9 protein-coding genes are annotated in these 13,874 nt (G+C 45.7%); all 9 read left to right on the top strand.

Going from position 1 to position 13,874, the window contains the following annotated elements; all coding sequences use genetic code 11:
- Positions 1-672: 672 nt before the first annotated feature.
- The 9 genes from OCW38_RS02945 to OCW38_RS02905 all read left to right on the top strand — a co-directional run bounded on the left by OCW38_RS02945 (position 673) and on the right by OCW38_RS02905 (position 13,806).
- Entirely contained in the window at positions 673-2,355 is a 1,683-nt protein-coding gene (locus OCW38_RS02945) for an ABC transporter substrate-binding protein (RefSeq protein WP_016768984.1), read from the top strand.
- Between the two features lie 169 nt (positions 2,356-2,524).
- On the top strand, positions 2,525-3,511 hold the full coding sequence (locus OCW38_RS02940) for an ABC transporter permease (protein WP_010436046.1): 987 nt from the start codon (positions 2,525-2,527) through the stop codon (positions 3,509-3,511).
- A gap of 2 nt (positions 3,512-3,513) precedes the next feature.
- Positions 3,514-4,539: an ABC transporter permease gene (locus OCW38_RS02935; RefSeq protein WP_009847563.1), complete on the top strand. Its 1,026-nt coding sequence runs from the start codon at positions 3,514-3,516 to the stop codon at positions 4,537-4,539.
- Positions 4,540-4,541: 2 nt separating this feature from the next.
- Positions 4,542-5,525: an ABC transporter ATP-binding protein gene (locus OCW38_RS02930; RefSeq protein ID WP_009847564.1), complete on the top strand. Its 984-nt coding sequence runs from the start codon at positions 4,542-4,544 to the stop codon at positions 5,523-5,525.
- A gap of 87 nt (positions 5,526-5,612) precedes the next feature.
- Complete coding sequence (locus OCW38_RS02925) at positions 5,613-6,608, top strand: ABC transporter ATP-binding protein (RefSeq protein WP_010436038.1); 996 nt, start codon at positions 5,613-5,615, stop codon at positions 6,606-6,608.
- Between the two features lie 97 nt (positions 6,609-6,705).
- A complete protein-coding gene (locus tag OCW38_RS02920) occupies positions 6,706-8,433 on the top strand; it encodes a glycoside hydrolase family 9 protein (protein ID WP_261895027.1) in 1,728 nt (575 codons plus the stop codon).
- Complete coding sequence (locus OCW38_RS02915; protein WP_010436031.1) at positions 8,430-9,314, top strand: N-acetylglucosamine kinase; 885 nt, start codon at positions 8,430-8,432, stop codon at positions 9,312-9,314. The genes OCW38_RS02920 and OCW38_RS02915 overlap by 4 nt, the downstream gene beginning before the upstream one ends.
- A gap of 12 nt (positions 9,315-9,326) precedes the next feature.
- A complete protein-coding gene (locus OCW38_RS02910; RefSeq protein ID WP_016791603.1) occupies positions 9,327-11,273 on the top strand; it encodes a beta-N-acetylhexosaminidase in 1,947 nt (648 codons plus the stop codon).
- Between the two features lie 127 nt (positions 11,274-11,400).
- Positions 11,401-13,806 carry a GH36-type glycosyl hydrolase domain-containing protein gene (locus OCW38_RS02905; protein WP_261895024.1) on the top strand — a complete coding sequence of 802 codons (2,406 nt, stop codon included), beginning with the start codon at positions 11,401-11,403 and terminating at the stop codon, positions 13,804-13,806.
- Positions 13,807-13,874: the final 68 nt, after the last annotated feature.

Raw genomic sequence — 13,874 nt, 5'->3', positions numbered from 1 at the left:
CCCACCTAGCGTGGGCTTTTTTGTGAGTATCATTTGCGATAAAGCACAATAACGTCTATTCAAATACACTTCTTTCACGATATTAAACAAGCAAAATGACACGTTACTCAAGCTTAAACAATCACTAGTTCAACCGCTATTTTTAAGCTTATTCTTGGCTGAATTTCACTATTCCCCTACTCTTTGTTGCAGTTTGAGAAGCGAGTCACAACAGAACGGCAGATTTAATTTTCTAGAGAAATTTAACGTAAAATTAGCAAGTGACCAAGATCTACAATTACATCAAAACCAAACAACCCCCTATAATAAAATGAACCTCAAGTAAGTAAGTACTAACAATTAAGTATCACTACAAATTCAACTGCGAGTCACATCACTCTAACAATTGCGCGCAAAAAACCATCAATCCGCCCTATTTTGACGTTAATGACGTGGGGTTGTGTGTTTTTAACGTTTTTGACGGGAAACGAGTTTGATTAATTCATCGATAAGGTGTTTTCTTACTCCTGCCAAAGGCCTACAGGCCACTCTTACCACTTCTCAGAATCAACGATGAATCTGGAGCAACGAAGAAGAGGTAGGCCTTTAACTAGAGTGTGTATCTACTAAACAATTAGCAACAGATAACATTCAATCCATTAGCGAAATGAAAGCAAATAGTAAGGAACAGCTATGCTTGCCAATATAAAAAAAACAGCACTAGCAACAGCAATTATTGCAACTGCTACTACAGGTTTTGCATCAGTAGCAACTGCTGCAGAACGCAGCGAACTGACCGTTCACCCGAAAGAGTACACTACATTCGTACGTAACTTTAACCCGTACCTTGGTGCTACTAACCTACATACTACAACTGACTTCATGTATGAGCCGCTAGTAGTATTTAACGAAATGCACGGTAACACTCCAGTGTTCCGTCTAGCTGAAAACTTCAAGATGTCAGATGATCTGATGAGTGTTGTTTTCGACATTCGTAAGGGTGTTAAATGGTCTGATGGAGAAACTTTCTCTGCTGATGATGTTGTTTTTTCTTTCAACCTTGTAAAAGAGAAGCCAGAGCTTGACCAGTCTGGTATCAACTCTTGGGTAACTTCTGTAGAAAAACTGAACGATCACCAAGTTAAGTTCAGCCTAACAGAAGCAAACTCGAACGTACCTTATGAGATTGCTAAAGTACCAGTAGTACCTAAGCACATCTGGAAAGACATTAAAGACCCATCAACTTTCACTAATGAAAATCCAGTGGGTTCTGGTCCATTTACAGAAATCGATACGTTTACAGCTCAACTTTACATTCAGTGTGAAAACCCGAACTACTGGGATGCTGACAACCTAGATGTTGACTGTCTACGTGTTCCACAAATTGCGAACAACGACCAGTTCCTAGGTAAAGTTGTAAACAGTGAAATGGACTGGACATCTTCTTTCGTTCCAGATATCGACCGTACATACGCAGCAGCTAGCCCGAAACACCACTACTGGTACCCGCCAGCAGGTACACAGGCATTCATCGTTAACTTCAAGCACCCTGATGCTGCAAAGCATGAAGCATTGAGCAACGTTGAATTCCGTCGTGCTTTCTCTATGGCTCTTGACCGTCAAACTATCATCGATATCGCATTCTACGGTGGCGGTACTGTGAACGATTTCGCATCGGGTCTTGGTTACGCTTTTGAAGCTTGGTCTGATGAAAAAACTCATGACAAGTACAAAGGTTTCAACACTTACAACGCTGAAGGCGCGAAGAAGCTTCTTGCTGACGCAGGCTTCAAAGATGTAAACAAAGATGGTTTTGTTGACACTCCATCTGGCAAGTCTTTCGAACTAATGATTCAATCGCCAAACGGCTGGACTGACTTCAACAACACAGTTCAACTAGCGGTAGAACAACTGAACGAAATCGGTATTAAAGCGAAAGCTCGTACACCTGACTTCTCTGTTTACAACCAAGCAATGCTTGAAGGTACATACGACGTAGCATACACAAACTACTTCCACGGTGCGGATCCATACACTTACTGGAATAGTGCTTACAACTCATCACTACAATCTGGTGATGGTATGCCTCGTTTCGCTATGCACTTCTACAAAAACGACAAGCTGGATGGTCTCCTAAACAGCTTCTACAAAACAGCTGATAAGAACGAACAGCTAGATATTGCACATGGCATCCAGCAAATTATCGCTGCAGACCAAGTAACAATCCCTGTGATGTCTGGTGCTTACATGTACCAATACAACACAACTCGATTCACTGGTTGGTGGAACGAAGAAAATCCAAAAGGCCGTCCAAACATTTGGGCTGGTATTCCAGAGCGTCTACTTCATGTACTGGACCTAAAACCAGTTAAATAAGTAATCGTTCAATCTTTGCGGCGTAACCTCTTACGCCGCTTATAAAAATCCCCACACTATCAATTGAAAGTATGGCGCTAGTCGTCAGGGGATTTTTCGTTCCAAATTTCGCTAGGAGCGACCTGAATCCAGAAACAGGGAAACAATCTGGGTGAGTAAGGTGTGAGTTATGGGTTATTTTTTAAGACGTTTGTCATTTTATTTTGTCGCGCTATTAGTTGCAGCGACGTTAAACTTTATTATTCCAAGAGCAATGCCTGGTGACCCAGTTACCATGATGTTTGCGAACGCTTCTGTTCAAGTTACTCCTGAACGTATTGCTGCAATGAAAGAATTATTAGGCTTCGTTGATGGCGGCTTATTAGTTCAATACGTGGCGTACATGAAGAACATTCTTAGCTGGGAGCTTGGTACATCAATCCAATTCTACCCACTTTCAGTAAATACACTGCTGGGTGGTGCATTCGGTTGGTCGCTTTTCTTAGCTGGCACAGCGGTTATTCTTTCTTTCTCTATTGGTTCAATCCTAGGTATTTTCGCAGCATGGAAACGCGGCAGTAAATACGATGCATTTGTAACTCCAGGGATGCTAATTCTCCAAGCTGTTCCTCAAGTTGTTATTGCCATGATTGCGCTGTTTACTTTCGCAATCGGCTTGAAATGGTTCCCAACCGGCTACGCCTATACCGCAGGTACGATTCCGGATTGGACAAGCTGGGCATTCATTAAAGATGTCGCTTTCCACGCCTTCTTACCTTTGCTATGTGCATCTATTGTTCAGATTGGTGGCTTCCTAGTAAACATGCGTAACAACATGATCAACCTGCTAGCTGAAGACTACATCACCATGGCGAAAGGCAAAGGCTTGAGCGAAAACCGAGTAGTATTCAACTACGCAGCTCGTAACGCGATGCTACCAAGTGTGACGGCACTTTCGATGTCACTAGGTATGGCAATCGGTGGTCAGTTGATTATCGAAATCATCTTTAACTACCCAGGTCTTGGCAGCGTACTTTTCAACGCAATTAACGCTCGTGACTACCAAGTACTGCAAGGTCAACTGCTTATCATGACGCTATTCATGCTGTTCTTTAACTTAGTTGCAGACATGCTTTACGTTGTTCTTGACCCTCGTCTTCGTAAGGGTGGTAAATAATCATGAAAGATATTCTAAAACTCATTTGGCGTAACCCGATGGCCCTAACAGGCGTCATCATCCTAAGTATTTTTATTCTTGGTGCTATTGCGGCTCCATTGATCACAAAACATGTTCCAGACAAGCGTACAGGTAATCCACACGAATACCCTGGCTTCGTGGTGAAGTCTGCACAAACTAACCCTGATGGCTGGGTTGCTCAAAACCTAGCAGACGATCGTCGTACGTTGATAATGTCTAAGAAGGCTGACCACGTACTGGGGACAACTCGTATGGGTCGTGACGTTTGGTCACAAGTGGTATACGGCGCACGCGTATCTCTTGCTGTAGGTTTTGGTGCAGGTCTTACCGTATGTTTACTTGCAACAGTGATCGGTGTTTCTGCGGGTTACTTTGGCGGACGTGTCGATGATGTTCTGACAGCCGCAATGAATATCATGTTGGTTATTCCTCAATACCCATTACTGTTCGTAGTTGCAGCCTTTATCGGTGAGGCAGGGCCACTCACCATAACCTTGGTTATCGGCTTTATGTCCTGGGCTTGGGGCGCTCGTGTTGTTCGTTCCCAAACCTTAGCACTGCGTGAAAAGGAGTTTGTAAAAGCCGCTGAAGTTCTGGGTGAATCTTCATTCCGTATTATCTTCGTAGAGATTCTTCCAAATCTTATCTCTATCGTTGGCGCGAGCTTCATCGGTTCGGTGATGTACGCAATCATGATGGAAGCAACGATTTCGTTCCTAGGTCTTGGTGACCCGAACACAATCAGCTGGGGCATCATGCTTTACAACGTTCAAACCTCTTCATCAATGCTGATTGGCGCTTGGTGGGAACTATTGGCTCCTTGTATCGCACTGACACTACTTGTAACTGGTCTTGCTCTACTTAACTTCGCTGTCGATGAAATTGCCAACCCGCAACTGCGTTCTCACAAAGGCATGAAGCGTTGGAAGAAATTAGCAGCACAAGACAAAGAAGAACGTGAACCAGAACTACCACCACAAAATGCACTTTGGAGCGGAGATAAATAATCATGTCTGAACCACTAATTTCTATCCGCAATTTATGCGTGGATTACATCACAGAGTCTGGCGATGTTCGTGCGTGTAACAACGTAAGTTTCGACATTGCTCCAGGTGAAGTATTTGGCCTAGCTGGTGAATCTGGCTGTGGTAAATCAACCGTTGCTTTCTCTCTTATGCGTCTACATAAGCCACCCGCTTACATCAGTGGTGGTGAGGTTATCTTCAATGGTGAGAACATTCTTGAATACAGTGATGACCGTATGCAAGCGTTCCGTTGGAGCGAGATGTCGATGGTATTCCAGAGTGCGATGAACGCACTCAACCCTGTATTACCAATGGAAGAGCAGTTCTGTGACGTAATTATGCGTCACACCAACATGACTCGTGAGCAAGCTAAGCAACGCGCTGAAGGTTTACTTGAAATCGTAGATATTCACCCGAGCCGATTGAGTGACTACCCTCACCAATTCTCTGGCGGCATGCGTCAGCGCTTGGTTATTGCTATCGCGTTAGCATTGAATCCAAAGCTGATCATTATGGATGAGCCAACGACCGCGCTTGATGTGGTTGTTCAGCGCGAGATCCTACAAAAGATCTATGCACTGAAAGAAGAGTTTGGCTTCTCGATTCTGTTCATCACCCATGATTTGTCATTGATGGTCGAGTTCTCTGACCGCATCGGCATCATGTATTCAGGTGAGCTTATCGAGGTTGCTAATGCTCAAGATATTCTAGAAAACCCTTACCACCCTTACACCAAAGGGCTGGGTAGTTCTTTCCCTCCACTAACAGGGCCAAAGACAAAACTAGCGGGCATTCCGGGCAACCCTCTGAACTTGTTAGAGATTCCTGAAGGGTGTCGTTTCCAAGCTCGTTGTGACCGTGTACATGAAACGTGTACCAAGGTACCAACCAAGCTGCGTTCTATCGACCCGGGGCATTTGTCTAACTGCCACCTGTACGGTGACCCAATAGTACAAAGGAAGCTATAGCTTGCACGCTGATTCAGCGTGAATAACGAATAAGGCGGTTCGACCACCGAAATGCAAGCAAAGCGAATAAGGATTCTGGAGACAATTATGAGCAAAGATTTCGGTCAATTATTGGTAGAAGGCAAGAATGTCGTAAAAGACTTCCCAATAAGCAGTACCACAATTCAAACCCCAATGATGCGTGCGATTAACGACGTGTCATTCAAGATGTACAAAAGCCGCGGTCTAGCGGTGGTTGGTGAGTCTGGTTCAGGCAAATCAACAACAGCAAAAATGATCGCAAAAATGTACGCGCCTTCGGGCGGTACAATCGAATACAAAGGCCGTGATATCCAAGAGATCTCAAGCAGAAAAGATCTTATGCATTACCGTGAAGGCGTGCAAATGGTATGGCAAGACCCGTTTGGTTCCCTGAACCCAACACATAACATCTTCCACCACATTGCTCGACCATTGTTGATCCACAAAAAAGTATCTCCAGGTAACAAGAAAGAGTTACAGGAGCGTGTGTACGATCTTCTAGAGCAAGTTGGCTTAGTACCACCACAAGCAACGGCAGAGAAGTACCCTCACCAACTCTCTGGTGGTCAGCGTCAACGTGTCAACCTAGCTCGTAATATCGCAGTAGGTGCAGAAGTTGTATTAGCCGATGAACCTACGTCAATGCTTGATGTATCGATTCGTGCTGGTGTTTTAAACCTAATGGAAGAGATGAAATTTGAGAAGCAAATGTCTCTTCTTTACATCACTCACGATATCGCAACCGCTCGTTACATCGCTGAAGATCTTTCAGTGATGTACGTAGGACACATGGTGGAATGGGGCGATACCGATGACGTTATTGCTGACCCTCAACACCCTTACACTCAGCTATTGGTTTCGGCAGTTCCAGATCCGAAGAAATCGATCCACGAGAAACTGGCAGGTAACAAAGGGGAAATCCCTCTTTGGACACCAGTCTCAGCTGGTTGCCCATTTGCAGGTCGTTGTACTCATGCAATGGATAAGTGTAAAGAGCAGTTACCAGGGGTTACGCAATTAGCCGATAACCACTTTGTACGTTGTTACCTACACGAAAGCTAAGCAATAAATGCCCGTTAGGGTCTGCGGACCCTAACTATTTATCCTAAAAAATTTCAGGTACCTAGCCATAAGAAACTAGGACTTTTGGAGAGTATTGATGCTGTTATTGACCAACCATATTGGCTACGAATCCACGGCTCCAAAGCAGGCTATCTTACAAACTAAGAAAGCTCGCTTATCAAGTACGACTGCATTATTAGTGTGTGCCGACAACCATATTACCGTGGGCAACTTTGATGTTGTAAAACAAGGCCGCGTAGCAAACTGGCATCAAGGACAATTATTCACAATCGATTTCAGTTCATTTACCGAATCCGGTCGCTACTACCTGCGCTTTGATAACCTACGTTCAGAAGTGTTTGAGATTGGCAACAACCTACTAATGAACCACACGTTTTCTGATGTGCTTCATTACTTTAAGTCACAACGCTGTGGCGGTATTTTCGACAAAAAAGATCAACAGGCACAAATTCTAGGCACTGACAGATACGTCGATGTCCATGGCGGTTGGTACGACGCATCGGGTGATGCGAGTAAGTACTTTAGCCACCTGTCTTATGGCAACTACCTTAATCCTCAACAGATTCCTATGGTTGTTTGGAACATGCTTAAAAGCGTGCGCTTAACCAACAATAACCCTGACTTCCCAAAATTCTCCATGACTCGCCTGACGGAAGAAGCCCTATTCGGTGCCGACTTCTTAGTGCGCATGCAAGACGCGGCTGGATACTTCTATATGACGGTATTCGATAAGTGGAGCAAAGACATCAATCAGCGCGACATCTGCGCTTATGCCACTCAAGAAGGCCATAAATCAACGGACTTGCAAGCGGGCTATCGACAAGGTGCGGGCGTTGCTATCGCCGCATTAGCTGCTGCATCTGAACTTGAAACCTCGGGCAGTTACTCGAGCCAAACTTACCTTGAAACTGCCGTTAACGGTTATTGGCACCTAAAAGAACATAACCTGCAGTACCTAAACGATGGCGAAGAAAACATCATCGATGAATATTGTGCCCTACTCGCTGCAAATGAACTGTACCGAGTAACAGAAGACGAGCAGTACCTATCAGAAGCAAGAACTTGGGCGAATCGCTTGATCGCTCGTCAGCAATCCGATGACTCATTTGCCCACTTCTGGTCGGCCAACTCTGATGGCTCTCGCCCTTATTTCCATGCTGCAGAAGCAGGCCTTCCAGTGATTGCTCTGTGCGAGTACATCGACAATGAAACCAATGCAGTTCTGAAAGAACAAGCTCGCACGGTTGTTGAAAAAGCCTGTCAGTTCGAAATCAATATTACCGACAAAGTCATCAATCCATTTGGCTACCCAAGACAGTACGTTAAAAATGTTGATGGTGATAAGCGCGATGCTTTCTTCGTTGCTCAGAAAAATGAAACGGGCTATTGGTGGCAAGGCGAAAACGCACGTCTTGGTTCAATCGCAACCATGGCGTACTTAGTTCAACCACATATTCAAGATAGCGAACTTCAAAAGCGTTTAATCCAGCTTTCACAAAACAGCCTTGATTGGATCTTAGGTCTCAACCCATATCACATGTGTATGCTCGATGGTCACGGCCATAACAACCCAGATTATCTACCACAGCTTGGCTTCTTCAATGCAAAAGGTGGTGTCTGCAACGGCATCACGGCTGGGTTCGAAGATGAACAAGACATCGCATTCAACCCACCAGCACAGAAAGACGACATGCTTCAAAACTGGCGCTGGGGTGAGCAATGGATCCCCCATGGGGCGTGGTATTTGCTCGCGACCGCTGCGCAATTCAATTACCTATCGCAACGTAAGGAGCAATATTCATGACTATTTACTACGTAGGTATTGATGGTGGTGGCACTTCTTGTCGTGCGCGTATTCGTGATGACCAAGGCACACTCATTGGTGAAGCAAAAAGTGGCAGTGCCAACATCCTTTTGGGTGTTGATGTTGCGATGAGCTCAATTGTTGATGCGATTACTCAAGCGGCACAACAAGGGCAACTCGACTCAAATCATTTTTCCAATATACATGTCGGCCTTGCACTGGCTGGCGCTGAGCAAAAGTCGGCATGGTTCGATTTCATGGCTCAACCACACCCTTTCGCAAGTATGACGCTCAACACTGACGCTTACGGTGCTTGTATTGGCGCCCACAATGGCCAAAACGGCGCGATCATGATTGGTGGTACAGGTTCATGTGGCATCTACCTAAACAACGGCGAACAACATGTGGTTGGCGGTCGTGAATTTCCAATTTCAGACCAAGGTGGCGGCGCAGTGATGGGCCTTCGCTTAATTCAACAAGTCCTGTTAGCAGAAGACGGTATTCGCAGCAAAACCCCACTGACTCAACACGTGATGAACCACTTTGACAATGATGTTGATGCGATCGTGGCGTGGTCAAAAGGCGCCATTCCAAAAGACTACGGTCAATTCTCGCCAGTGATTTTTCAACTCGCTAACGAAGGCGATGAGCTGGCTATCGAGATGCTCAAGCAAACCGCAGCTGATATCGAAATGTTTGTGCTAGCACTTCATCGCAAAGGTGCAGACAAGGTATGCCTGATGGGCAGTATCGCTGAGCGCATTCTCAACTGGCTATCACCACCAGTACAACAATGGATCGTTGAACCTCAATTTGACGCTATTGAAGGCGCATTGATGTTTGCCGGAAAACCACAACACAACTTGTATCAACAGGCTTAGCAGGGAAGTTATATGAATTATCGCATCGACTTAGCTGTTCTTTCTGAACAAAAAAATAACTGCCGATTTGGCCTTACGGTACATAACTTAAGTGACCTCGACGTAAAAGATTGGTCACTGTATTTTGCCTTTGACCGATTCATCCTTCCGGAGAGTCTATCTCAAGGTGAACTGACTCAAGTTGGAAGCTTTTGCTCGTTCAAACCAAGCTCTCCGGTGTTAAAGGCGAACAACCACTACTACCTTGAATTCAGTATTCAAAGCGCCCCATTTCGCTTCTATTCTGATGGCCTTAATGATGCATTTATCCAATCACATCATGATGGAGAAACATCGGTACTGCCTGTCGCGATATCACCGATTTTTTTGGCTTCGCCATACCGTGAACGCAACCAAATACCTGAAGTTAACGCTGCTGAAATTGCATTAATTCCTCAGCCAAATCAGATCGAACTTCAGCTAGGTAGCTTCGCACTAAGTAGCGAATGCAAGATTGAGGTTCAATCTCAACTTGCTGATAAGGCGTTATCTTGGCTGCAACAAGAATTGCTCTCTACCTTTGAACTGTCGATTTCGAATGAGCTTTCAACTGAATTTTCAAAAGACGAAAGCGGCGACATTCTATTTCGCAGCAACCCGACGTTAGACGAAGCCGAGTACAAGCTCACCGTCACGGCACAACAAATAATGGTTGAATCAGGCAGCCAATCGGGCTTCACACACGCTGTAGCAAGCTTGATTCAGTTGGTACAACAACTGGATGCCAAGAACTTCTCTGTTCCATGTTGCAAAATCGTCGATCAGCCTCGTTTCAAATACCGAGGCATGATGCTGGATTGCGCTCGTCACTTCCATTCAGTGGAGCAAGTGAAACGCTTAATCAACCAACTCGCGCACTACAAGTTCAACGTCTTTCATTGGCACTTAACCGATGATGAGGGTTGGCGAATTGAGATCAATAGCCTACCTCAACTTACTGAAATCGGTGCTTGGCGTGGCCCTGACCATGCACTAGAACCGCAATACACACACCTTGCTGACAACTATGGCGGCTTCTACACGCAACAACAGATTCGCGAAGTCATTGAATACGCAGAGCAGCGTAGCATCACTGTAATCCCTGAGATTGACATCCCAGGTCACTGCCGCGCCGCGATCAAATCACTGCCTGACATGCTGGTAGAACAAGCTGACACCACTCAATACAAGAGTATTCAGCACTACAACGACAATGTCCTAAACCCTGGCTTGCCAGGCACTTACCAATTCTTAGATGCGGTTATTGAAGAAGTCGCAGAGCTATTCCCCAGCGAATTGATTCACATGGGTGCAGACGAAGTACCACCGGGTGTGTGGACTAACAGCCCTGCAGCTCAAGCTCTGATGAAAGAGCATAAATATCAAGACAGCAAAGACTTACAAGGCCACCTATTCCGTTATGCCGAGAACAAACTCAAGCAACTTGGCAAGCGCATGGTGGGCTGGGAAGAAGCGCAACACGGCGACAAAGTCAGTAAAGAGACCATCATCTACTCGTGGCTCAGTGAAGAAGCAGCAGTGAATTGCGCTCGCCAAGGCTTTGATGTGGTGTTGCAACCGGCACAATTTACCTATCTCGACATGACCCAAGATTATGCACCGGAAGAACCGGGCGTCGATTGGGCTGCCGTTATCCCATTAGAACAAGCTTATAACTACGAAGCACTTGCTGAGATATCCGACACCGACCCAATTCGTAAGCGGATCCGCGGAATTCAGTGTGCTCTATGGTGTGAGATCGTCACCAACCAAAAGCGTATGGATTATATGGTATTCCCAAGAATTAGCGCTTTATCTGAAGGATGTTGGACACATAAAAACAACCGAAACTGGCTAGATTACCTATCTCGCCTAAAGGGGCATCTGCCATTACTCGACAGACTCAATGTTGATTATCGCAACCCTTGGAAAGGTCAATAAAACAAACCAAAGCGACACTCACATCGAGCGGTTGCTGACTCAAATTAAGGTGCTCAGTCAGATAAGACTCAGCATCACTATTTAAAAATTAGCTGCATAGATGCAGTTTGTTAAAAAGGAAATGACAATGAAATACGGCTATTTCGATAACGACAATCGCGAATACGTCATCACTCGCCCTGATGTACCAGCACCATGGACCAACTACCTGGGTACTGAAAAGTTTTGTACCGTAATTTCGCACAATGCGGGCGGTTATTCGTTCTACAATTCTCCGGAATACAACCGTGTTACTAAGTTCCGTCCAAATGGCACCTTTGACCGTCCAGGACACTATGTTTACCTGCGTGATGATGAGACGGGTGATTACTGGTCTATCTCTTGGCAACCAGTGGCAAAAAGCCTAGATGAAGCGAACTACGAAGTTCGTCATGGTCTGTCATACTCAAAGTTCAAATGTGAATACAGCGGTATTACGGCAACCAAAACGCTATTCGTTCCTAAGGGCGAAGATGCAGAAGTTTGGGATGTCGTACTGAAGAACAACACCGACAAGCCAAGAACCATCAGCACATTCTCATTTGTTGAGTTCTCATTCAGCCACATCCAATCGGATAACCAGAACCACCAGATGTCTTTGTACTCTGCGGGCACGTCTTACCAAGAAGGAGTGTTGGAATACGACCTGTACTACAACACCAACGACTTTGAAGGCTTCTACTACCTAGCATCAACCTTCTCTCCAGACAGCTACGATGGTCAGCGTGACAACTTCCTTGGCATGTACCGTGACGAAGCAAACCCAATTGCCGTTGAGAACGGTAAATGTTCTAACAGTGCTCAAACTTGTTACAACCACTGTGGTTCTCTGCACAAGCAATTTACGATTCAACCGGGTGAAGAAGTTCGCTTTGCTTATGTACTAGGTATAGGTAAAGGCAACGGTGAACGCCTCCGCGAGAAGTACCAAGACACAGCAAACGTAGATGCGGCGTTCCAAGGCATCAAAGATCACTGGGACGAGCGTTGCAACAAATTCCAAGTTAAGTCGCCAAACGAAGGCTTAGACACCATGATCAACACGTGGACGCTATACCAAGCGGAAACCTGTGTGGTTTGGTCACGCTTTGCATCATTCATCGAAGTTGGCGGTCGTACTGGTCTTGGTTACCGTGATACTGCGCAAGATGCGATCTCAGTGCCTCATGCCAACCCACAAATGACCAAGAAGCGTATTATCGACCTGCTTCGCGGCCAAGTGAAAGCGGGCTACGGTCTACACTTGTTCGATCCTGACTGGTTCGATCCAGAGAAAGCTGACGTTGAACCTTCAAAATCACCAACGGTTGTTCCAACGCCGTCAGATGACGACAAGATCCACGGCATTGACGATACCTGTTCTGATGATCACTTATGGATCGTACCTACCATCATCAAGTACGTGATGGAAACCGGTGAACACGATTTCTTTGACGAAGTGATTCCATACGCAGATGGTGGCGAAGCAACGGTTTACGAACACATGAAAGCCGCACTTAACTTCTCTGCAGAATACGTAGGTCAAACAGGTATCTGTAAGGGTCTTCGCGCAGACTGGAATGACTGTCTGAATCTAGGTGGCGGTGAATCTTCTATGGTTTCATTCCTACACTTCTGGGCTCTTCAAGAGTTCTTAGACCTGGCTAAGTTCCGCAATAACGATGCTGACGTTACTAAATACACTGAAATGGCAGCTAACGTTCACGAAGCGTGTGAAACGCACCTTTGGGATGACGAGGGTGGTTGGTACATCCGTGGTCTAACTAAAAATGGCGACAAGATCGGTACCGCTCAACAAGCTGAAGGTCGAGTTCACCTTGAATCAAACACGTTAGCGGTTCTCTCTGGCGCGGTATCTCAAGAACGTGGCGAGAAAGCAATGGACGCAGTTGATGAGAACCTATTTTCTGAATACGGCCTACACCTAAACTCTCCATCATTCGCAACACCAAACGATGATATCGGCTTTGTAACTCGCGTTTACCAAGGCGTAAAAGAGAACGGTGCTATCTTCTCTCACCCGAATCCATGGGCTTGGGTAGCAGAGGCGAAGCTTGGCCGTGGCGACCGTGCGATGAAATTCTACGATGCGCTTAACCCTTATAACCAAAACGACATGATTGAAACACGTTACGCGGAACCATATTCGTACGTGCAGTTCATCATGGGTAAAGACCACCAAGACCACGGCCGTGCAAACCACCCATGGTTAACAGGCACCTCGGGCTGGGCTTACTTTGCGGTAACCAACTTCATTCTTGGTGTTCGCACCGGATTCGAAGGCTTAACTGTAGATCCTTGTATCCCGACTGATTGGCCAGAGTTTGAGGTCACTCGTCAATGGCGCGGTGCAACTTACAACATCACGGTGCAAAACCCTAATGCAGTAAGCAAAGGTGTAGCCTCTATCACTATCAACGGTGAGTCAGTTGAAGGTGCAATCCCAGTACAAACAGAAGGCAGCGTGAATGATGTTGTCGTTGTTCTAGGCTAGTCACGCAATTTAACGAACAGCTCCGGTCTCAAGTCTTTACAGGCTTGAGACCGTGAGACTAAAAGGAT

The sequence above is a fragment of the Vibrio cyclitrophicus genome (genome assembly GCF_024347435.1).
In the GTDB taxonomy this organism is placed as follows: domain Bacteria; phylum Pseudomonadota; class Gammaproteobacteria; order Enterobacterales; family Vibrionaceae; genus Vibrio; species Vibrio cyclitrophicus.
The sequence above is the reverse complement of the archived record's forward strand: the minus strand, read 5'-3'. Positions and strand labels throughout refer to the sequence as shown.